19 protein-coding genes and 1 pseudogene are annotated in these 20705 nt (G+C 60.7%); 13 read left to right on the top strand and 7 right to left on the bottom strand.

The genetic code is table 11. The features are described from left to right. Positions 1 to 3 precede the first annotated feature (3 nt). The 7 genes from J5N58_RS03960 (at position 4) to J5N58_RS03930 (ending at position 5994) form a co-directional block, all read left to right on the top strand. On the top strand, positions 4 to 381 hold the full coding sequence (locus J5N58_RS03960) for a Rieske (2Fe-2S) protein (protein WP_244709780.1): 378 nt from the start codon (positions 4 to 6) through the stop codon (positions 379 to 381). Continuing rightward, a complete protein-coding gene (locus J5N58_RS03955; protein WP_244709778.1) occupies positions 378 to 1505 on the top strand; it encodes an FAD-dependent oxidoreductase in 1128 nt (375 codons plus the stop codon). The genes J5N58_RS03960 and J5N58_RS03955 overlap by 4 nt, the downstream gene beginning before the upstream one ends. 75 nt (positions 1506 to 1580) lie before the next feature. Further along, positions 1581 to 2699: an MFS transporter gene (locus J5N58_RS03950; RefSeq protein ID WP_244709776.1), complete on the top strand. Its 1119-nt coding sequence runs from the start codon at positions 1581 to 1583 to the stop codon at positions 2697 to 2699. Continuing rightward, a complete protein-coding gene (locus tag J5N58_RS03945; RefSeq protein WP_244709774.1) occupies positions 2696 to 3277 on the top strand; it encodes a cupin domain-containing protein in 582 nt (193 codons plus the stop codon). Before J5N58_RS03950 ends, J5N58_RS03945 begins: the two co-directional genes overlap by 4 nt. A 54-nt stretch (positions 3278 to 3331) precedes the next feature. Further along, a complete protein-coding gene (locus J5N58_RS03940; protein WP_244709772.1) occupies positions 3332 to 4309 on the top strand; it encodes a fumarylacetoacetate hydrolase family protein in 978 nt (325 codons plus the stop codon). Beyond that, on the top strand, positions 4309 to 5226 hold the full coding sequence (locus tag J5N58_RS03935) for an NAD-dependent epimerase/dehydratase family protein (RefSeq protein WP_244709770.1): 918 nt from the start codon (positions 4309 to 4311) through the stop codon (positions 5224 to 5226). Before J5N58_RS03940 ends, J5N58_RS03935 begins: the two co-directional genes overlap by 1 nt. A 3-nt stretch (positions 5227 to 5229) precedes the next feature. Beyond that, positions 5230 to 5994 carry a cyclase family protein gene (locus J5N58_RS03930; protein ID WP_113340134.1) on the top strand — a complete coding sequence of 255 codons (765 nt, stop codon included), beginning with the start codon at positions 5230 to 5232 and terminating at the stop codon, positions 5992 to 5994. A gap of 483 nt (positions 5995 to 6477) precedes the next feature. On the opposite strand, the pseudogene J5N58_RS03925 reads toward J5N58_RS03930, so the two are convergent. Continuing rightward, positions 6478 to 6734: pseudogene (locus J5N58_RS03925) on the bottom strand (DDE-type integrase/transposase/recombinase); the annotation flags it as partial. Positions 6735 to 6891: 157 nt separating this feature from the next. On the opposite strand from J5N58_RS03925, the gene J5N58_RS03920 reads away from it, so the two are divergent. The 5 genes from J5N58_RS03920 to J5N58_RS03900 all read left to right on the top strand — a co-directional run bounded on the left by J5N58_RS03920 (position 6892) and on the right by J5N58_RS03900 (position 11992). Further along, positions 6892 to 7995, top strand: a complete 1104-nt coding sequence (locus J5N58_RS03920; protein WP_112829211.1) for an ABC transporter substrate-binding protein — start codon at positions 6892 to 6894, stop codon at positions 7993 to 7995. Between the two features lie 150 nt (positions 7996 to 8145). Beyond that, on the top strand, positions 8146 to 8862 hold the full coding sequence (locus J5N58_RS03915) for an ABC transporter permease (RefSeq protein WP_244709768.1): 717 nt from the start codon (positions 8146 to 8148) through the stop codon (positions 8860 to 8862). Next, entirely contained in the window at positions 8859 to 9662 is an 804-nt protein-coding gene (locus tag J5N58_RS03910) for an ABC transporter permease (RefSeq protein WP_112829209.1), read from the top strand. Before J5N58_RS03915 ends, J5N58_RS03910 begins: the two co-directional genes overlap by 4 nt. Positions 9663 to 9691: 29 nt before the next feature. After that, the gene (locus J5N58_RS03905) at positions 9692 to 10705 is read left to right on the top strand and encodes a dimethylarginine dimethylaminohydrolase family protein (protein ID WP_112829208.1); all 1014 of its coding nucleotides are present in this window, start codon (positions 9692 to 9694) and stop codon (positions 10703 to 10705) included. 132 nt (positions 10706 to 10837) lie between these two features. Further along, positions 10838 to 11992 (top strand): amidohydrolase, encoded by a 1155-nt coding sequence (locus tag J5N58_RS03900; protein ID WP_112829207.1) that lies wholly within the window; start codon positions 10838 to 10840, stop codon positions 11990 to 11992. Positions 11993 to 12050: 58 nt separating this feature from the next. Here J5N58_RS03900 and J5N58_RS03895 read toward each other — a convergent pair whose 3' ends face one another. From J5N58_RS03895 to J5N58_RS03870, 6 genes are all read right to left on the bottom strand, one after another. Next, positions 12051 to 13415, bottom strand: a complete 1365-nt coding sequence (locus tag J5N58_RS03895; RefSeq protein ID WP_244709765.1) for a M24 family metallopeptidase — start codon at positions 13413 to 13415, stop codon at positions 12051 to 12053. Between the two features lie 88 nt (positions 13416 to 13503). Then, a complete protein-coding gene (locus J5N58_RS03890) occupies positions 13504 to 14565 on the bottom strand; it encodes an ABC transporter ATP-binding protein (protein ID WP_244709763.1) in 1062 nt (353 codons plus the stop codon). 1 nt (position 14566) lies between these two features. Further along, entirely contained in the window at positions 14567 to 15583 is a 1017-nt protein-coding gene (locus tag J5N58_RS03885) for a dimethylarginine dimethylaminohydrolase family protein (RefSeq protein ID WP_244709761.1), read from the bottom strand. Positions 15584 to 15773: 190 nt separating this feature from the next. Beyond that, positions 15774 to 16832: a LacI family DNA-binding transcriptional regulator gene (locus J5N58_RS03880; protein ID WP_244709759.1), complete on the bottom strand. Its 1059-nt coding sequence runs from the start codon at positions 16830 to 16832 to the stop codon at positions 15774 to 15776. 323 nt (positions 16833 to 17155) lie between these two features. After that, positions 17156 to 18433, bottom strand: a complete 1278-nt coding sequence (locus J5N58_RS03875) for a sensor histidine kinase (RefSeq protein WP_244709757.1) — start codon at positions 18431 to 18433, stop codon at positions 17156 to 17158. Further along, entirely contained in the window at positions 18433 to 19116 is a 684-nt protein-coding gene (locus tag J5N58_RS03870) for a response regulator (protein ID WP_112829201.1), read from the bottom strand. The genes J5N58_RS03875 and J5N58_RS03870 overlap by 1 nt, the downstream gene beginning before the upstream one ends. Positions 19117 to 19267: 151 nt before the next feature. On the opposite strand from J5N58_RS03870, the gene J5N58_RS03865 reads away from it, so the two are divergent. Next, a complete protein-coding gene (locus tag J5N58_RS03865; protein ID WP_244709755.1) occupies positions 19268 to 20695 on the top strand; it encodes an efflux transporter outer membrane subunit in 1428 nt (475 codons plus the stop codon). Positions 20696 to 20705: the final 10 nt, after the last annotated feature.

The following is a 20705-nucleotide window of genomic DNA, read 5'->3' as shown; positions in this document are numbered from 1 at the left end:
CCCATGCAGGGCGCCGCGCGAAAACTCCACTATCTGTGCCGGTCCAACGAGATCGGCGAGGCCGAGGCGAAAGGCTTCGGCCCCTTTGACGGAGCGCGCCGGAAGATCGTCCTGATCCGGCGCCAGGGCGTTCTCTACGCCTGGCTCGATGCCTGCCCGCACTACTCCACCGGCACGCCGATGGCATGGAAGACAGACGCCTACCTGAATGGCGAGAAGACCCATCTGACGTGCCACTCGCATGGCGCGCTTTTCGAAATCGATACCGGCCAATGCGTTCTTGGACCTTGCCTGGGACAAAAACTGACAGCCGTAGACATTGCCGTGAGCGACGAGGGGGAGATTTTCGTCGCCGCACCCCCAGAGGAGGAAACCACATGAATTCAAATTCCAAAGTGCTTGTCATCGGCGGCGGCTTCGCCGGCATGACCGCGGCGCTGCAACTGTCCCGCAAGGGCTTCGAGGTGGATCTCGTCGAGATCGACGCCGGGTGGCGCTCCTATGGCGCCGGCATCAGTCTGCACGGCTCGACGCTTCGGGTATTGCGGGATCTCGGCCTGATCGAGCGGTTTCTCGAGGAAGGCTTCGCCAGCGATGGCGTGCAACTGCGCGGGCCGGACGACTCCGTGCTTGTTACGCTGCCGACCCCGCGCGTGGCCGGCGCCGACATCCCCGGCGACGGCGGCATCATGCGTCCGGCGCTCGCCAAGATCCTTTCCGAAGCCGTACGCTCTTCCACCACCAAGGTTCGCTTGGGGCTCACCTTCACCGACATCGTCCAAGGCGACGATGGAGTGCATGTTACCTTCGGCGGCGGCAGTTCGGAGACCTACGATCTCGTCGTCGGCGCGGACGGCCTCTATTCCGCCGTCCGTGCCAAGATCTTTCCCGAGGCTCCCAAACCGCGCTTCATCGGCCAGTCGGTCTGGCGCGCGGTGCTGCCAAGGCCCAAGGGCATCGATACCGTCGCCATGTGGATGGGCCCGAAGCTCAAGGTCGGCTTGAACGGCGTCAACAAGGACCAGGCCTACCTGTTCCTGACCGAAGACCGCCCCACCAACGACTTCGTTCCGCCGGAGGTGCTGGTTGAAACCTTGCGGGGCCTGCTGGAGCGCTTCCCCTCCCCGATCATCCGCGGGATCGCCTTGGAGCTGTCCTCCGAGCACCAGGTCATCTACCGCCCGCTCGAGCAGATGCTGTTGCCACGGCCCTGGTTCAGGGGCCGCGTGGTGCTGATCGGCGATGCCGTGCATGCCACGACACCGCATCTGGCAGCTGGCGCCTGCATCGGCATCGAGGACGCGATGGTGCTGGCCGAAGAGCTTGGCCAAGGCGCCGATCTCGGTTCCGCCCTTGCCGCATTCGAAGCAAGACGCTGGGAGCGCTGCCGGATGGTGGTCGAGAATTCCGGCCAACTGGCCGACATCGAAATCCATGGCGGCAGCCGCGACGCACATGCCGCGATCATGCAGGCTTCCATGAAAACGCTGGCGGAAGCCATCTGAAAAAAGTCGCGGCGGTGCAGCGATTTGGGAGATCGCGCACCGATGGCCGCCGTTCAATTTGCTGGAGGAGCACGAATGTCAGGACAAAAATTCGGAGTGGCCGGGGTAACCGCCCTCATCATCGGCCACTTCTCGGGGATGCTGGATCTCATCGCGCTGCCCGTCTGGGTCGGCGCGCTGGTCGAGCATTACGGTTTCAACCCGCAGCAGGCGGGTGGGCTGGCAACCCTGTTCCTCGTCGGCGCGGTCGTCGCAAGCGCCTTGGTCGCGCCACGCTTCGACAGGATGAACCAGAGACTGGCCGCGACCTTGGGCTTCGGCGTGGCCGCAGCGGCTTTCCTGCTCGCGTCCACACAGGCCGGCTTCATGCCGCTCGCCCTGCTCCACCTCGTCGCGGGCCTGTCCGTCGGCGTCGCGCTCTCCATGGTGCACGGGACAATGGGACACGCCGCCAATCCGCATCGCCTATACGCGCTGGCCGGCATTGCGCTTGGCCTGCTGGCCATCATTCTGCTTGCCGTCATTCCACAGTTGCTGATCGCCTATGGCGGCCCGGTTCTTTTTCAGGTCTTCGCCGGGATCATGGCGGTCGCCACCATCAGTTCCGCGCTGCTGTTCCGCAACCCCGTGAACGGCGTCGAACACCAAAGGCGGCCCTTCAGCCGCGCCGTCTGGCTCACCATCTTCGGCATCAGCATCATGACCTTCAACCAGGCGATGGTGTTTTCCTTCGTCGAGGTGATCGGCAAGACGCGCGGCTTCTCACCCGATAGCGTTCTCGCCGTCCTGATCGCGCTGGGTTTCGTCAACTTCATCCTGCCGTCTCCGTTGGCAGCATTCCTGCAGACGCGCGTCTCGGCGACGCTGGTCACCCAGATCGGACCTGCGGTTCAGGCCGTTCTCGCCGTCATCGTCACATCGGCGACGACCTTCACCCTCTGGGCGCCCGCCGCTGCGGTGTTCGTCTCCATCCAGATCTTCACCCACACTTTCGCCTTCGGGCGACTGGCCAAGCTCGATCCGACGGGGCGCGCGGTTGCCGCCACGCCGGCGATGCTGATGGTCGGCGCTGCACTCGGGCCGATCGTCGGCGGAGCGCTCGGCCAGAACCTCGGTTATTCGGCACTCGGCGTCGCCGCCATCGTGGTGGGCATCATCTCCATCGGCTTCTTCACCAAGGCGAAAGGCGCATGACAAACTTTCCCCCCATCACCCGCGTCGTGACCGGACACAGCCAGGACGGGCGCTCCATTCTGACCGAGGTCGGACCGCTGCCGACCGTCGTGGAGATCACCGCCATTCCGGGCACCGTATTCCATGAGGTCTGGTCGACGGCGGAGAGCCCCGCGCGCGTCGCCAACGACGGCGACCCGACGCTTGGGGCCCTCGTGCTGCCCCCGCCTCCCGGCGGCACCCGCATTCGCTTCGTCGACATTCCACCGGACACCGAGGATTTCCTGATGTCGGGGGCCGGGCGGATGGGCGAGGCGTTCGAGCAGATCGGCGACAAGGCCGCCTCGACGGTCAAGGAGAGCTCTCCGCATCCGCTGATGCACCGGACGGAATCGATCGACTACGGCATCGTCATCGAGGGCGAAATGACCCTGGTGCTGGATGATGGCGAGGCGCTTCTGAAGCCCGGTTCCGTGGTCGTCCAGCGCGGCACCAACCATGCCTGGGCCAACCGCTCCGGCAGGATGTGCCGGATGCTCTTCGTGCTCGTCTCGGGCACCTACGATCCCACGCTTGCCGCGAGCCTCGCGGGGAGATGACGCGCAATTCCCCGAAGGCCTGGCAGGCCTCGAACGGTAGCAAATGAGGTCCCCATGAAGTTCGCAACCTATCATGACGGAAGCCGCGACGGCCAATTGTGGGTCGTCTCGCGCGATTTGACGCGGGCAATACCGGCGACCGGCATTGCACCCTCCCTGCTCTTCGCCATCGAAGACTGGGATGCCATTTCTCCGCGCCTCGCCAGCCTCTACGACCGGCTGAACGCGGGCGAGGAACCATTCGCGACCCGTTTCGAGCCGCAACGCTGCCTGGCTCCCCTGCCGCGCGCGCCGCAATGGCTGGATGCCTCGGCGTTTCTCAACCATGGACGGCTGATGGACAAGGCCTTCGACAATCCGCCCAATCCGGATTTCGAGACGATCCCGCTGATCTATCAGGGCGCCAGTGACGATTTTCGTGGTCCGCTTGCCGATGTCGAATTCCCCGACGACGCGCTGTTGATCGACATGGAAGGCGAGTTCGGCGTCGTGCTCTCGGATGTGCCGATGGGGACGACGGCCGAGCAGGCGGAAGCCTATATACGCCTGCTGATGCAGATCAACGACTGGTCGCTGCGCGCGCTGGGTCCGCGCGAAATGCGCGCCGGGTTCGGCTTCCTGCAGGCAAAGCCCTCCACCGCCTTTGCGCCCGTCGCGATCACGCCGGATGAGCTTGGCCCGCAATGGGCGAAGGGACGCGTCAACCTCCCCTTGCATGTCGAAATCAACGGCCGTGAAGTCGGACGCGCCCGTGGCGACGAGATGCATTTCTCCTTCGGCCAACTGATCGCCCATTGCGCCCGCACCCGCAGGCTATCCGCAGGGACGATCGTCGGCTCGGGCACTGTCTCCAATGCGGATCGAAACGCCGGCTCGTCCTGCATATCGGAAATCCGCGTGATCGAACTTCTCGACGAAGGCGCCGCGCGCACGCCCTTCCTCACCTGGGGCGATCGCGTGCGGATGGAGGCGCGTCTGCCGGATGGCTCCGCCCCCTTCGGGGTGATCGACCAGAGCGTGGTGCGGACCTGATGCGTATTCTGGTCACCGGCGCCGACGGCTTTCTGGGACGGGGTCTGGCCGCCGCTTTCCCCGAGGTCTATCCCGATGCGCAAAGGATTGTCCTGACGGACCGGGCCTTTTCCGGGCCGGCTCCGTCCGGTTCGGAAGCGATCGCCGGCGATCTCGGCGACCAGGATTTTCTCACGGATCTGCTGGAGCCGGGTTTCGATCTTGTCTTTCATCTGGCAAGCGTTCCGGGCGGCCTGGCCGAGCGGGAACAGGATCGTGGCCACCACGTCAATCTGCTGGCGCCCCTGGCTCTCGCGCGCGCGGTAGCGGCAAATCACCCCGGCGCCCGCTTCGTGTTTGCCTCCTCAATCGCCGTATACGGCGACCTGGATGAATACCCCGTGACGGCGGAAACGCGGCCGGCGCCGCTTATCACCTACGGCGCTCACAAGCTGATGATGGAGATCCTGCTCACCGACATGACACGACGCGGGGCGCTGTCGGCCATAAGCCTGCGCTTTCCCGGCATCATCGCCCGACCGGTCGGCGAAAGCGGACACGGATCGGTGTTCATGAGCCAGATCTTCCACAGCATCGCCGCTGGCGAGACCTATGACTGTCCCATTCCCGCGGCCAGCACCTGCTGGTGGATGTCGAGGAAAGCGGCTGTCTCCACCCTGTTGCACGCCGCAAGGCTCGCCGACTCCGTCCAGACCGTCGTCCAGCCTCCGGTCCTGCATGCCGATCTGAACGAGGTCTGTGACGCGGTCTGCCGCGTCACCGGCAAACAGGCCCATATCCGCTGGGGCGATGACGACAACCTGCGACGCATCTTCGGCGCCATGCCGCCGCTCGACGCCACACCGGCGCTCGCCCTCGGCTTCCGCGCCGACGCCAATCTCGACACGCTGGCGAAAGCCGCACTTTCAGGAGACTGACCCATGAAGATCATCGACCTCTCGGTGGCCATCGAGAACGACATTCCCGCCGACCCGCCAGGGCTCGGTCCGAGGATCAGCTACACCAACCATGCGGAGGGCGCGGAAGAAGTGCTCCGCTTCTTCCCGGGCCTCGATATCGCCGAGGTTCCGGGCGGCGAGGGCTGGGCTGTCGAACAACTGCACCTGACAGCCCATGCCGGCACGCACCTGGATGCACCCTGGCACTTCGCCTCCACCATGAACAACGGCGAGCGTGCCTGGACCATCGACGAGGTGCCGTTGGACTGGTGCATCCGACCGGGCGTGAAGCTCGATCTGCGCGGGCTTCCCGATGGCCATGTGGCGACAGCCGCAGACATCGAGGCTGCCGTGAAGGCCACGGGCCGCGCGCTGCAACCCTTCGACATCGTGTTGGTCAACACCGCCGCAGGCGCCGCCTATGGCCGCCCGGACTTCCTTGGCCGCGGCTGCGGCATCGGTCGCGAAGCGACGCTTTGGCTGATGGCGCAGGGTATCCGCATCGCCGGCACGGACGCCTGGTCGTGGGATGCCCCCTTCCCTGTCACGGCAAAACGCTTCGCCGAAACCGGCGATGCAGGTCTTATCTGGGAAGGCCACAAGGCTGGTCGTGAAGGCATTTTCATGCACATGGAGAAGCTGACGCGGCTCGACGAACTGCCGCCCCACGGGTTCACCGTGTCCTGCCTGCCGGTCAAGATCAAGGGCGGATCAGCGGGTTGGTGCCGGGCGGTGGCAATTCTTTGATCTGAAGTGCCTCCCTAAGCGATTTTGCGAGGAAGCTTGCGCCGTTGAACTCCACTCTATGCATCGGATAGGCCCGGAGTCCAACCGATCTCCGACGCCCAGAGGTCCGCGCGTCGGGCAAATCCCCCAAGGTGGTCCGACTGGCTCTGTTGCAGAAGTTTTGTCGCTGCTGCGTGAAAGAGCGCCGAATATTCTCAACGAGATTGTCAATGAGCGATTTCAAGTGGCGGAATAAACAGTACGAACCGAAGAGCCCGTGGCATCCTATTGCGCGGCGAAGCACGGTCAGTCGACAGGGATCGGTTCGAGCGCAGAATTTCAGGGCCAGCGGTCATATCAAACCGCGCTTAAAGGCCGGAGACATGACTGCGCACCGACCCGCCAAGCTCTAGCATCGACTGAAGCTCCTTGCCGGGCGGGCGCCATCCAGACATTGCGATAGTGTCTGCATTCCCTTTTCCCGGCGCCAAGTTCTTGCGGCAATCAGGCAATTGCGCCGGTCACGGCTTTCCAATGCGCTGTTGCGCGGATGCGGTGAACGTGAGTGGCAAGGACGGATCGTTTGTGGTGTGGGGCGACGAAGAGATTTCGGAGCATCGAGAACATCGAGATGAACCGCTGCAAGCTGGCGGCTGATCGGAAACCCTCATCTTCCGTTCCCGCTTCCGCAGCGGCAGATGAGAATTTTCCGCTCGATTGTTGAGACCCTTGTGGGACCTGTGTCCGACAGCCGGCATAACGTTAAGAACGGGTTGCAAAGCAGCAAAGGCGTGTTACACATTACGCAACCGGTTTACTCAACCGGTTCACTACGAGCTCGAATTGATCTCCGATTTTCGTGCTCCTCGATATTCAAAAAAGCGCGATCTCAAGGTCGGCCAAAAAAGGGGTTCAGCAATGTCGCAGTCAAAATTTAGACAAGACGCTCTTTCGATTGCTTTGAACGGCTTCAAGAATGGGCAGATCGATCGTCGATCGTTCCTGGTTGCCATGGGTGCTTTGGGTCTGACCGTTGCGGTAAAACCGGGCAACGCTGCCGCAGATGCAAACGAAATCGTCATCTGCAACTGGGGCGGCGCCGCCGTTGACGCGCACCAGGAAGCGTTTGGAAAGCCGTTCACAGCGAAGACGGGCATTAAAGTCGTCGTAGACGGCGCAGGTCCCGATACCGCTGCAATCCGCGCGCAGGTCGAAGCCAACGCCGTTATCTGGGATGTCACGGACGGCGGCATGACCGATGCGGCAACACTTGGAAAGGGTGGATATGTGCGGCCGATCGACTATTCCGTTGTCGACAAGAATAAAGTCGGCCCGGGAATGGCGGCGGAATTCGGAATTGCCAACTATGTCTTTGCCAATGTTCTTGCCTACAATTCCGAAATGACCAAGGGCGTTGCGCCGTCCGGATGGGCGGACTTCTTCGACCTTGAAAAATTCCCTGGCAAGCGGACGATGTGCAAATATGTGCAGGGTCAGCTTGAGGCGGTGTTGCTTGCAGACGGTGTGGCCCCGAAAGACATTTACCCGCTCGACCTGGACCGCGCCTTCAAAAAGCTGAAGCCGCTCCTTCCGCACCTGATTTTCTGGGATAGCGGCGCACAAAGCCAGCAACTGTTCCGCGACGGCGAGGTGGTCATGGGCAATATCTGGCACTCGCGTGCGAATTTGCTCAGCAAGGAAACCAAGGGACGCCTGACCTGGAGCTGGGACCAGAACCTCCTCTTCCTCAGTGCCTGGTCAGTCCCGAAGGGAAATCCGGCTGGCGACAAAGTGTTCGAGTTCATCAATTCCAGCCTCGATCCTGAAGGGCAGCTGTTGCTGTTGCGCAGCATGGGTGGTGGACCGACCAACCCGAAAGCCATCGCCATGATGACCGACGAAGACAAGAAGGTCAGCCCTTCGACTCCCGAAAACGCAGTGACACAATTCAGGGTCGATCCCGCCTATTACGCGGAGAACGAAGCTGAAATTCAGAATAAGTACCTGGATTTCATTTCCTGATCCTGATGGGCGCTGTCAATCGCTATGGTCGCAAAATTTAATCGTCTGGCTTTTGCGTTAACGGTGCCTGCCAGCGCCGTTACGCTGCTTGTCTATATTGCGCCTATCCTGCAGGTCCTTGCATTGAGTTTTACCGACCCGAAGCCGGGTTTGCAAAATTATCAGGGACTTGCATCGAGCAATGCCGTCTGGAAAGTGGCGACGACGACGCTGAACGTTTCGTTGCTAACGATGGTGCTGACCGTCATCGCCGGCTATATCGTCGCCTTCGGCCTGCTGCACATGACGCTGAAAGCGCGAAACATCGCGCTTTTTTTTGTGCTCGTGCCCTTCTGGATTTCCGTCCTGGTCAGGGCCTTTGCCTGGGTCACAGTGCTTCGGCGTGAAGGCGTGATCAATTCCCTGCTGATGGATATAGGGCTCATCCACCAGCCGCTCGATCTCGTCTACAATCGTCTGGGCGCCATAATCGGGATGGTTCATTACATGATGCCGTTTGCGACGCTTCTTCTTTTCGCAAACCTTTCAGGGATCGACCACCGTATCATCCAGGCTGCCCGTTCCCTTGGAGCGCGACCGGCGACGATCTTTCTTCGTATATGGATACCGCTCAGCATGCCGGCGATCGTGGTTTCATGTGTATTTGTCTTCATCTATTCGCTGGGATTTCTGATAACGCCCCAGATTCTCGGTGCCGGGCGAACCGTCATGTTGGCTGAATTCATTGCCACCCAGATGTCGACGCTCAGATGGGGGGTAGCAACGGCGCTTGCAGTCGTTCTTCTGGTGATCTGCTCCGGCTCCGTCTTCCTGCTGATGAGGCGTCCGGCGCTGCGCGCGGCATTCGAGGGGAGGGATCTGCGATGACAGCGCGCCGTAGGTCTGCCTCTGCCCTCAACCGCATTCTCGTCGGTCTTATGCTGGCATTCCTGATCCTGCCGGTTCTCGTCGTCATTCCGGTCGCGTTGACGGATAGGGATTATCTCTCCCTTCCGGAGCATGGTCTGTCGCTCAGGCATTTCCTTTCCGTATTTGCCTGGGACGCGGGCTGGCTTCCCAGCATGTTGACAAGTCTTGCAATCGGCCTTGTTGCAAGTTTCTTTGCCACTGTGCTCGGGACTGCTTACGCTGTCGGCGCATGGTCTCTGAACGGATGGTGGCCCTCCACCACGCGAATGCTGATCCTGTCGCCGATCATCATTCCACCGATCATTTATGCGGTAGGGATTTTCAAGCTCTGGGCCAGGCTCCACATGCTCGATACGGTTATCGGCGTCGTCGTCGTCCATATCATCCTGTGCTTGCCCTTTGTGATCCTTGCGATGGGCTCGACCCTGTCCAACCTCGATCCGCGCATGGTGCAGGCCGCCCGGAGTCTCGGCGCTCGGCCGGGAACCGTCTTCTTCAGAATCGTGGCTCCCCATATCTGGCCGGGGGTTCTCTCTGCGGCGATCTTTGCCTTCATCACCTCCTGGGACGAGATAACGGTCACGCTCTTTATCACCAGTCGCACCGTCATCACTTTGCCCCGGCGTATCTGGACAAGCATCGCCGATAATGTCGACCCCGCCCTCGCCGCCGTCGCAAGCCTGATGCTGATCGTCGTCAGCCTCGGCATCATCGCCCACACGTGGCTCGCCAACCGGCAGCTGCCACCGAAAACCTGATTTTTCATATCACTTCCTGGAGTTACATAATGAGTCATACGCCTGCCATGAGCGAACACGAGTTCCGCGAGAACGAGTTCTTTCGTATATTCGCCTCGGTTCCCGAACCCGCCTTTCACGAACCGGATGAACAGACGCAGGTCTGGGGGCAGCCATGGGGATGCAACAGCGACGTTGGCCGCTTGCGCGCGGTGTTGATGCATCGGCCGGGGCGTGAACTCGATGTGATCAAGAACGTACCGATGCCGGAAGTCGGTGGCTATGGCGACCCTGAGGAGGGCTGGTACTGGATCGGCAAGGACATGCCGGATCTGGAAGCCATGCAACTCGCCCATGATCGCCTGACGGCGGCCCTGATGGCGGAGGGCGTCAAGATCCATTATGTCGGCGAAGCTGCGCCGGGCCGTCTAAACCAGGTCTACACACGTGACAACGTCATCGCGGTCAAGGGTGGAGCCATCATCACCCGCATGGCGCGCAAGGTGCGTCGCGGCGAGGAACTCCCCGTCATGCGGGCGCTGGCAAAGGCCGGATGCCCCATTCTCGGGACTGTACACGGGGCGGGTGTGTTCGAAGGTGGTGGCTTTGCACTGATCGACGACAAGACGGCGGTCTGCGCCCTCTCCATCGCCTGCAACGAGGAAGGCGTCGCCCAGGTCGAATCCTATCTACGGTCGGTGGGGGTGACGCTGATTAAGCTGCCGATGCCCGGCTACCGGATCCATATCGATGGCAGTTTCATGATGGTCGACGTGGAAACGGCTATCGTCAACACAAATGAACTGCCTTATTTCTTCATCGACTACCTGAAAAAGCGCGGCATGCGGCTGATTGATCTGCCGCCCGAGGACAATGCCTATTCGCTCAATTGCCTTGCCGTGTCGCCCGGCCGGGTAATCATGCACAGCACCGTTTCACCGCGCCTTGCCGAACGGGTCGATGCCGCCGGGATTACCGTCATACCGGTGGAATATGACGCAATCGAATCGGGCGGCGGCGGCATCCACTGCACTACGGCACCCCTGGCCCGCGACTCCATCTAGAAACAGGGGGTCTCAGAATCGCCCGCCGGGAACAACGAACATGTGCCAGAGTGTTTGGATGAACGCTCTGGCACGGTGCGTTGGGCAATGTCCCGCATTTAAAACGATCTCATCCAGGCAAAGCGACACATCATGAACCGACAGCGGATTTCAGAAATTCTTCCCGAGCTCGTTTCAATCCGGCATCATTTGCACGAGATTGCCGAGATTGGCCTCTCTGAATTCCAGACGACACGCTATATCGGTGACATTCTCGAAAGCTGGGGCTTTGTGCTTGATCGCGACTACGCCACAACGGCCATTGTTGCGACCCTTCAGCGCGGAAACGGACCGACAACCGTCGCCCTGCGTGCCGATATGGATGCATTGCCCATTCTCGAGGAAACCGGCCTTCCCTATAAAAGCACCACTCCGGGGATCATGCATGCCTGCGGTCACGATGGCCACAGTGCCATGTTGCTGGGTGCGGCCTACGCACTGTCGAAGAGCGAGGATTTCGACGGCCGGGTGGTTTTCATATTCCAGCCCGCCGAGGAGAATTTCGGCGGCGCCCAAATCATGATCGAACAGGGTTTCCTGCGGCGCTACGCCATCGATTATCTGTTTGCGCTTCACAATCTGCCCGCGCTCGAGGCGGGTAGATTTTCCCTTCGACGTGGCGCGATGATGGCATCGATCGATGTCGTCGCCGTGACAATCGCCGGACGTGGCGGCCATGGCGCATTGCCAGAAGAGACCGCAGACCCAATCGTTGCCGCCGCAACCGTCATTGTCGCGCTGCAATCGATCTTGTCGCGCAATGTCTCCCCGCACGAAGCGGCGGTGGTTACGATCGGCCAGATCCACGCCGGCTCCGCCGCAACAATCATTCCAGACAGGGTGGAGCTTGAAATCAGCCTGCGTGCGGTTCGTCCCGAGGTCCATGCGCTGCTCCGCCGCCGGATCGAAGAGATTGTCGTTGCACAGGCGGAGAGTTTCGGCACAACCGCGTCCTTCGACTGGAAAGTCGGCTATCCGGCCACGATCAATGACGATCGCGCCGCGGAAATCGCCCGCACCGCCATTCGCGAAACGTTCGGAAGCGAGCGGCTGGAAGAGCGTCCCTGTGCGCTCATGGCCAGCGAGGACTGTGCGTTCTTTCTCGAAAAGATACCGGGCGCCTATGTTTTCATAGGAAACGGCGACAGCAAGCCGCTCCACAATGCGCAGTATGACTTCAACGATGACATATTGCTGGATGGCGCCCTGTTTTTCTGCTCCGTTGTCGAGCAAGCTCTGCCGAAATAGCAAAGCGGAGGCCTCAGATGCACTGTCGCAAACGCCGCACAGTGCATCTGAGGACCGATCAGGCCTTTGCGATCAGCATGCCGGAGTTCAGCCAGAAGGGCGGCAGGCAGAGCGGGATCGCCGACAGAAGCAGGATATTGTCCTTGACCTCGACCCCCAATGTATCCCGGACGAAGCTCCGGCGGGCGTCGAATCTTGCCGATATGTCGGGATATTTCGTGCGGATTTCGGCGCGCAGAGCCTCGTCGGCAAATGTGACCGGATCTTCGCAATTCAGGGTCCAGCCATTCGGCATCGGCACCGGAATGACGTCGATCTGAAACGGCATGCCGGAGACTATCCGCTCGCCGCTGCCCGGCCTGATCGGCGAATGCATCCACTCGTCATGGCCGGTCAGATGTCCGGGATTGAGAGCGGATTTCAGACTGCCTCGCGCGAGCGTCGAGACCACCGCCTCGTGGATTGCCCCGCCTTCGACACCAATATCGGCGGTTTCATACCAGGCGAGCAAGCCTGCGAAATAATCCATCGAGACCTTCAGGAAGGCCTCGTCATGGTCGGAGATCAGGCCGGCACGCGCGGTAAGGCCTCCCCAGTAGCTGACTGCGGTCGTGATGCCGTCGCCACGCGCCGGAACCCGCGCCGTCGGACTGCGCAGCCCGATGACGGGTGCGGATGGACCGTTTGTGGCAAGCATCGGATGGCAGTTCATCGGTTCGCCCGCATAGCCCATGCGGCTTGCGGCCATGAGTTCGTTATCGCCAAGCTCAAAACCCCGGATGATCCGCCATACGGCAGCGGCCGAACGGGTGGCGGCCCATTCTGCCTCGGCGATCTGGTCGACATCGACCACTGCCCGCAATCCCTCCGTCGGATGCATCAGCACCCGTGTGGCATCGCTGACCTCGCCCGAAGGGCCTGTGACGAGCGAGAGCGAATCGACAATATAGGCGGGAACGAAGAATGACGGACGATCCTGATCCCATTCAGCGGTTTCGAGATATTTCCAGCCGGCAAGACCGATCCGGACACCTGCGCCGATGCCCGCCTCACGCAGCGCAGCGACCAGATTCGGTTTCTGAGTGCGATCCTGCGCCATCAGGCTCAGGGACTGGCACAGCAGGGTCTGCACGTTCTTGAGGGGAGAGATCGGCGTATAGCTCTGGTTCTCATTGCCCGTCACGATGAACTTGACGTCGTCAGGGCCAAGCAGCAGCAGGGCTTCCTCGAAGCGTGGGTCGAATCCGGTCAGGAACGACATGTTGGCGAAGTGCTCGCGGTCGCCATAGACGACAAGCCAGTCGGCACCCGAGGCCGAGAGCGCCCGCTTGCAGCGCGCCTCATAGGTGGCGGCGGGAATGCCGGGGCGTTCCACCGGAATTCCGAAATCCGGGACCGTGATTGTCTTCAATGTAAAGGACATTTTTCCTCCCTGGTTTTTACCGGATGCTGTGCTTGCGTCAGCGTCCATGTCTCGTGTTGCGTCCTGGCAGGTGATTGCCGAAAGTTGTTTAGTCGCTCGCCAGAAACCCGATCGCGCCGGGGTTGAAGCTGCACCGAATCTGCTGGCCGATTTGCAGTCCCGCGGCGGATTCCGAGGACGCCTGGATCATCAGGTCCTGCCCGTCGACGGTGCCGACCACCACCCGCTCGGACGAGCCGGTGAAGGAAATATCGAGCACGGTGACGGGGAAGCTGTAGCCGCCGCCGGCTTCGGAAAAGCTCAGATTTTCTGGCCGAACCCACAGTGTCACCTCGCCATTGCCGTGCTGGGCGGGATCGAACTGCGGTGGAGCTGGCAAATAATCGCCAAAAAGCTTCAATTTGTGTTCTGCCGGCAGATAGCGCGCGGTGACGATATTATTGCCACCTAGGAAGCCGGCCACAAACAGCGATGCCGGTTTCCGATAGATGTCGCGCGGCGCCCCCACTTGCACGATACGTCCATTGTGAAAAACCGCGATACGATCAGACATGGCATAAGCTTCTTCCTGATCGTGGGTGACGAAAATGAATGTGACGCCGGTTTCCTTATGCAGACGCTTCAACTCACGTTGCATGATTTCGCGGAGGCTGCGATCCAGTGCCGAAAGCGGCTCGTCGAGGAGCAGGATTCGCGGGCCGAACGATAGAGCGCGGGCCAGTGCCGCTCGCTGCTGCTGACCCCCGGAGAGTTCCCGCGGCTTGCGCCCGGCAAGCTTATCCAGTCCCACGAGGGAAAGCATTTCCTCGACCTTTGCCGAAATGTCTGCCTTGGCCCATTTCCGAACCTTCAGCGGAAAGGCGATATTGTCGGCGACGGTCATATGCGGAAACAGAGCGTAGCCCTGGAAGACAACGCCGAAGTCACGATCCTCCGGGTCAACGTCGGTCACATCGACACCATCGATCACGATACCGCCGTCGTCCGGTTGAGTGAAACCGGCAATCGACATGAGAAGCGTGGTCTTTCCCGAGCCTGAGGGCCCGAGAAGCGTGACGAATTCACCCGCATTGACCGAAAGATCGACACCGTCGAGAGCGACGGTCGAACCGTAGTTCTTGCTGAGCTTCCGGATGTCGAGAAATGCCATCTCAGAGCGGATCCCTGGCCAGGGGTCCGGTCGAGCAATGGATACCGCCACCGCCCATCTCGACGCATTCGTAGTCGATCGAAAGAACCTCTATGCCGGCAGCATCAAGCCGATCGGCAAGCCTTGGTGTCCGACTGGCATGCATGATGACGCGGCCTGGTGCGACTGCCAGGCAGTTCAGAGAAAAGGCATTGTCCTCGGGGGGAAGCTCGATCAGCCGCATACCGCGTTTGTTCAAATATTCGATAAAGAAAAAGGGCAGTTCATTGATATTGATGATCGCGGTATCGTGATCGATCATGTTGAAGCTGCCATCGATGTGGATACGGTAGCCGGGCATGGGCAATTTGATCAGTTCGATGCCGAGTCCGTTCAAGATCGACTCCACCTGCCGCACGCCTTCCGCATTGCAGGCCACCGACAACGCGCAGACTGCGGTCTTGTCGTCGATCAGGGCAAACCCGCCTCCTTCGAACACGGCCTCGCCGTGCAACGTGCCGAGAATGGGGCAGCCGGCCTTGGCGATCGTCTGCGTGACTGGCAGTTCCTCGCCACGCCGGACCTTGCGGGCAAGACGCGTGACGATTGCACCGCCTTTGACCGATATGACGCTGTCGCGGCAATAAATCTGCTTCATGGCGCCGGGGGCGGCCTTGTCGATCAGCACGACGTCCACGCCTTCGGCGCGAAGCAGTGCGGTGAACCTGTCATGGGCATCCTGCATCGCCGATAGATCGGGCAGCGTGTCGCCCATCCAGTACCAACCCTTTTCCGGATCGCCATAGCCACCGATCTCCGGCATGGGCTTGTTCTCGACGATATTCACCTCTTCGCCTGGACGATGCATGAGTACCGCGCGCAGTCTACCGACATCGCTCGAGCAGCCCCAGGGACGGCCCCAGACACGGGTCTGCTCATCCGGATCGGCAAAGCCGGGCGTCGGAATGGAGCCGAATGTCTGGAAGAATTTGGCTTCCTTATATTCGTGCTCGCTCATCGCAGGAGTGTGTCCCGTCATCGAATCCCCTCAAAAGTTGTTTCGGATTAAAATCTGTAAAGGTCGACCTGTTGCTTACTAAACCGCTTTATGAATCCTTATAAACCGTTTTACTAGCCAGTCAAACAATTGTTTCAGCTCGTTGCCTGGCATTCACAACGAAGTCTTGCCTGCCTGATCGTCCGGAGGATGCACCGTCCGAGATTGCCTATTAGTTTTTTGGAGGGCCGACCGAGTTGCGGACGACAAGTTCGACCGCCAACCTTTCCTTATAGCTTGCCGGCGTTTTGTCGGCGATGAAATCCAGCAGAATATTCACGCCGCGGCGCCCGAATTCGCCGGCGGGCTGTCGAACCGTGGTCAATGCGGGTTCCAGCAGGTCCGCATTCGCGATGTCGTCGAAGCTGATCAACGAAACATCTTTGGGAATGCTGATGTTAGCACTTCGTGCCGCGCGCAGAACTCCCAGCGCCTGCGTGTCGGCAAAGGTGAAGATTGCCGTTGGCGGACTTTCCAGAGCCATCAGCCTCTCGAAAGACTGAAATCCTTCCCTGTCGCTATATTCGTTAAACATCATGTAATCGTCTCGGGATTGAAGCCCGGCTTCGCGCATCGCCTTCTCGAAACCGCTAAGGCGCTCCTCGGTGCTCAACAGCCCGCGCGGGCCGCCAATCACGGCAATTTTCCGATGTCCCATTTCGATCAGGTACCGCGTCGCCAGCAAAGCGCCCCTTTCGCTGTCGGCAAAAAGGCGCGGCGCTATTGCGCCGGGCACGTCTTCGTCAAGCAAGATCACGCCGTGACTCTGATTGATCTTCTTCATCAAACGACCATCGTCGCGGTGGTTCGTCAGGAGAAGAATGCCATCGACCTGCCGGTCGTCGAGCCTCGAGAGGAAGGCAACCTCGTTTTCGAGGATGTTGCGGCTGTTGAACATGACGAGGCTATAGCCATGCCGCGTCGCTTCCTCTTCGCAAGCGCTGGCGATGGATGCAAACAGTGGATAGGCAATATCCGACACGATGAGGCCAAGGGCTTCGCTGCGGCCGTTGGTCAGGCGCCGCGCCAAAGCGTTCGGGCGGTATTTTAACTCAGCGGCGGCTTTCTCAATCCTCAGCGCAGTGAGAGGAGGAAGCGAGATCTGTCCGTTCAGATGGCGAGATACGGATGTCACGGACACGCCGGCGGCCGCGGCAACATCCCTGATTGTGATTTTTCGCTTTTGCAAGAGAAGACCGCCCGCGTACAGACGCTGATAAAACGGTTTCATAGATGTTCTAACCCGGTTTGGCAATGGGCTTCCGAAATGAAGCCAAGGTGGCCGGGTGAAAGGCGCGTGACAAAGTGTTCGGCGCTGGTGCATGGTCCATCGGGACTCGCGGCCGCGCGGAAGGGCATCCGGGCAGCTCAGCTGGCGGCACGACCATCTCAGCAGCGGCGACAGCAAGCAAATCCATGCCAGCAAGGCTCCATCATTCGTGCACGTTACGCCATCTGCATTAAGGAACCCGCATTGCTCGCCTCGATCCTATAATGACGGATGGTTGCATCATCGGTCATCCGGTCAGGGACCATCCAATGACTTCCGGGCTCCTATTTTGCGAACTCGTGCGATTTTGGAATCGAGATCTGGACCACCAACCCTCCGGAAGCCGAGTTCGTCGCGCCGATGCGGCCGCCGTGCCGCTCCACGGCCTGCTTGGCAATTGCCAAGCCCAATCCGTAGCCTTCCTGGCTGTCGGCATTGTCGCCACGGGAAAACGGCTGGAAGATGCCTTCAAGCTTGTCGGTCGGAACGCCCGGCCCCGTATCGGCGACGGTGATGGTCAGCACATCGTCGGCAACGCTCGAACGCACGGTCACGACAGATCCTTCGGATGCGTATTTGACGGCGTTGCGGATCACGTTTTCGAGGCCGCGATAGATCAGCTCCCCGTTGACCGGCGCGACAAAGGTCTGCGCGCCCTCGTAATTCACCGTAATTCTCCGCGCATGCCCCTCGAAGGTCGCGTCGTCCACGATGTCGGTGAGGAGATCGACCACGTCGAGTGTCTGGACCGTCAGAACGGTGGCGTTACGATCGGCAAGCCGTGCGAAGGTCAGGATCTCGCCGACGAGCCCGTCAATTCGCTCGATCTCGCGCAACATTCTCTCCATCATCGAGTGCAGCTTCCCCGGATTCTGCTGCAGGACGCCCATGGCGGCCTGCAGGCGGGACAGGGGCGATCGAAGCTCATGCGACACATCGTGGAAGAGACGCTGCTGCAGGTTTTGAAATTCTTCAAGGCGGGCAGCGCTGGTGTTGAAGTCGTGGGCGAGCGCCGCCACCTCATCCTTTCGCCCGGCGATTTCGCGACCGATCCGCACGTCGAAACGGCCGCTGGCAAGCGCGCTCAGTCCACGTCGAATTTCATCGACCGGCCGGACAAGATAGCGGGCCAGCCAATAAGCCGCGATTGCGGCCGCCACCAGTGCCGTCAGCCACGGCATGATCCTCGGCCAGACGAGCGAAAACAGGCTCGAGGGCTCCGCTCTCGCATCGACGAAGAAGCAGTCCTCGCCCCTTTGGACGTATAGCCCGCCGCCTATTTGACGGTTTGCGCAGTCAGCGCCCGGCTCGACCTGCGTTATGTCGATCGTTACCGGCTCGGCAGCCTTCTCAGCTTGCCGGGCAAACCGGTCGGCGGCTTCCTTGCCGTCCGCCTTCAGGATTTGCGAGGCGACCTCGACAACGACGGATTGACGGGCCTGTTGCAGCTCGCTGGACAAGGGAACGATCTGAAACACCGCCAGGGTGACGACCACGACCGCAACGCATGTCGTCATCGTCACCCAGATCGTCAGGAAGAACTTCCAAAAGAGGCGACGCATCAGCGATCCTGCAACAACTGATAGCCTTGCCCACGAACCGACTGTATCCAGGACTGGCCGTCGTCCCTCGTTCCCAGCTTCTGCCGGACACTGCTGATATGGACATCAATGCGCCGGTCGAAGGGGGTTAGTGCCCTGCCGAAGGCACGCTTGGAAATTTCCTGCTTGGACACCAGCTCGCCGACTTTGCGGGCCAGTATCTCCAACAGGATGAATTCAGTTCCGGTGAGGTCGATTTGCTTTCCCTGCCACTCGGCGATCCGACTGGCGGGATGCATGGTGAGCGCGCCGGCGCGCACCACTTCCGTGGCGGCCGATGGCTGCCCTGAACGGCGCAGGATCGCTCTCAACCGCGCCGCGAGTTCTCCCGGCGAGCAGGGCTTCGACACGTAGTCGTCCGCCCCGAGATTGAGGCCGGCGATACGATCCGAATCGTCGCCCTTGGCCGTCAGCATGACAATCGGAATGGCACCGTTGCGCCGAATGCGCTGCAGCAGTTCGATGCCATTCATCCGCGGCATCATGACATCGAGAACAAGGATATCCACGGACTTCGCAGCCGCCGCAGCGATTGCAGCAGGAGCTTCCGTCGCCGTTTCGACGTCGAAGCCTTCCTCCACGAGGTACTCCTTTAGCAGCCGCGTAAGTTCCTCGTCGTCGTCTACCAGAAGAACCTTTGCCATCCCGTCACCCTATGTCCAATCAAGGACTGGCATATACGCCAGCATTCCGCCAAGCACTGGATTTTACATATCTTAACACAAGATTGACCGCACTTTACGTTCACTCGTCTAAACGGTCCTTGATGTGCAAGCGGATAATCAAAGGACTACAATGAATGTCTCGGGGCGTAATTTTCTCGGCTGCTCGGCAATTTTGTCATGTTTAATCATTTCCGGATGCACGACATTTGAACAATTGCAGGCGCCTGACGCCAAGATCCCCGACTCTTGGCACGCAACACTGCCGCATGATGGACGAACCGACGATCTCCTGTCCTGGTGGTCGGGCTTCAACGATCCGTCCTTGACCGCGCTGATCGGCTATGCGGAGGCAGAAAGCCCCACCCTCGCCTCATCAGCGGCCGACATCCGAAAGGCCAGAGCGACGCTCGCCTCCTCGCAGGCCAGCCTGATTCCGCAGCTTGATGGTTCTGCATCCGTTCTGCGCTCGGGCACCGAGGGCGATTCCCAAAATCGCGTCGCGGCCTCCACGACCTCCAGCGGCGCGCTTGACGCATCGTGGGAAATCGACCTGTTCGGCAAGGACCGGCTCACAAGCAAGGCAGACCGCATCCGCATACAGGAGCAGATCGCCAACTGGCATGACGCCCGCGTCTCTCTCGCTGCGGAGGTGGCCGACTACTACGTCCAGTACAAGGCGTGCCGGCTTCTTGAAGAGGCCTATGCGGTCGAGCTCACATCGCAGCACGAAACCATTCGTGCAACGCAGACTTCGACCAACTCCGGCTTCACCTCCAATGCAGATCTGGCCCTCGCGAAAGCGAGTGCTGCGTCCTCGTCGTCGACGCTGACCGGACAAAAGGCCGAATGCGAAATCCTTATCAAGTCCCTGGCCCAGATGACCGGCGGCGATGAGGAGCGGGTTCGCGGCCTGCTGTCGCGCAGCAAGAACAGAATTCCAAAGCCCGAGACCTTCTCGGTCAAATCCGTCCCCGCCGACGCATTGCGTCAGCGTCCGGACATTGACGCATTGGAACTGGAACTGGCCGCCGCCATCGCCGATGTGGGCGCCGCGAAAGCGGATCTCTATCCGAGCCTCAGCATGAGCGGATCGATCACCATCAGCCAGTCGAGCCTGACCGGGAAGTCGCTGCCATGGTCCTTCGGACCAGCCCTGTCGATCCCGCTGTTTGACGGGGGATCGCGGCGCGCGGCGGTCGAGAGCAAGATCGCCGATTACGACAGCGCCGTGGCCAGCTACAAGTCGGGCGTACTGAGCGCGATCAACGACATCGAGACCGCCCTCGTGCGCCTCGACAGCACACGGCGCAAGATCAGTGACGCCGCCAGCGCCGCTGCGAACTACCGGTCCTATTTCAAATCGATAGACAGCAACTGGAAAGCCGGTGGCGCCAGCCTGCTGGACCGCGAAGAGGCGAGAAGGTCCGCGCAGTCGGCAGAAATAACGCTTATCGAAACGCGACGCGACGCGGTTCGCTACTGGATTGCCCTCTACAAGGCTTTGGGCGGCGGCTGGAATGCCGACGCCGCGCCCCCGCAGTCCGCAAAACCAGAATAATGAGGATACC

It is taken from the genome of Paenirhizobium cremeum, from assembly GCF_022884085.1.
In the GTDB taxonomy this organism is placed as follows: Bacteria; Pseudomonadota; Alphaproteobacteria; order Rhizobiales; family Rhizobiaceae; genus Allorhizobium; species Allorhizobium cremeum.
Note: the sequence above shows the minus strand (reverse complement) of the source record. Positions and strands in the feature narration are given on the sequence as shown.

Bases quoted from the DNA above. Each gene is read 5' to 3' on its own strand.
- J5N58_RS03950 (WP_244709776.1), top strand. From the start codon at position 1,581: ATGTCAGGACAAAAATTCGGAGTGGCCGGGGTAACCGCCCTCATCATC.
- J5N58_RS03895 (WP_244709765.1), bottom strand. From the start codon at position 13,415: ATGTCCTTTACATTGAAGACAATCACGGTCCCGGATTTCGGAATTCCG.
- J5N58_RS03875 (WP_244709757.1), bottom strand. From the start codon at position 18,433: ATGCGTCGCCTCTTTTGGAAGTTCTTCCTGACGATCTGGGTGACGATG.
- J5N58_RS03905 (WP_112829208.1), top strand. From the start codon at position 9,692: ATGAGTCATACGCCTGCCATGAGCGAACACGAGTTCCGCGAGAACGAG.
- J5N58_RS03885 (WP_244709761.1), bottom strand. From the start codon at position 15,583: ATGACGGGACACACTCCTGCGATGAGCGAGCACGAATATAAGGAAGCC.
- J5N58_RS03960 (WP_244709780.1), top strand. From the start codon at position 4: ATGCAGGGCGCCGCGCGAAAACTCCACTATCTGTGCCGGTCCAACGAG.
- J5N58_RS03945 (WP_244709774.1), top strand. From the start codon at position 2,696: ATGACAAACTTTCCCCCCATCACCCGCGTCGTGACCGGACACAGCCAG.
- J5N58_RS03865 (WP_244709755.1), top strand. From the start codon at position 19,268: ATGAATGTCTCGGGGCGTAATTTTCTCGGCTGCTCGGCAATTTTGTCA.
- J5N58_RS03910 (WP_112829209.1), top strand. From the start codon at position 8,859: ATGACAGCGCGCCGTAGGTCTGCCTCTGCCCTCAACCGCATTCTCGTC.
- J5N58_RS03900 (WP_112829207.1), top strand. From the start codon at position 10,838: ATGAACCGACAGCGGATTTCAGAAATTCTTCCCGAGCTCGTTTCAATC.
- J5N58_RS03890 (WP_244709763.1), bottom strand. From the start codon at position 14,565: ATGGCATTTCTCGACATCCGGAAGCTCAGCAAGAACTACGGTTCGACC.
- J5N58_RS03935 (WP_244709770.1), top strand. From the start codon at position 4,309: ATGCGTATTCTGGTCACCGGCGCCGACGGCTTTCTGGGACGGGGTCTG.
- J5N58_RS03930 (WP_113340134.1), top strand. From the start codon at position 5,230: ATGAAGATCATCGACCTCTCGGTGGCCATCGAGAACGACATTCCCGCC.
- J5N58_RS03920 (WP_112829211.1), top strand. From the start codon at position 6,892: ATGTCGCAGTCAAAATTTAGACAAGACGCTCTTTCGATTGCTTTGAAC.
- J5N58_RS03870 (WP_112829201.1), bottom strand. From the start codon at position 19,116: ATGGCAAAGGTTCTTCTGGTAGACGACGACGAGGAACTTACGCGGCTG.
- J5N58_RS03940 (WP_244709772.1), top strand. From the start codon at position 3,332: ATGAAGTTCGCAACCTATCATGACGGAAGCCGCGACGGCCAATTGTGG.
- J5N58_RS03880 (WP_244709759.1), bottom strand. From the start codon at position 16,832: ATGAAACCGTTTTATCAGCGTCTGTACGCGGGCGGTCTTCTCTTGCAA.
- J5N58_RS03955 (WP_244709778.1), top strand. From the start codon at position 378: ATGAATTCAAATTCCAAAGTGCTTGTCATCGGCGGCGGCTTCGCCGGC.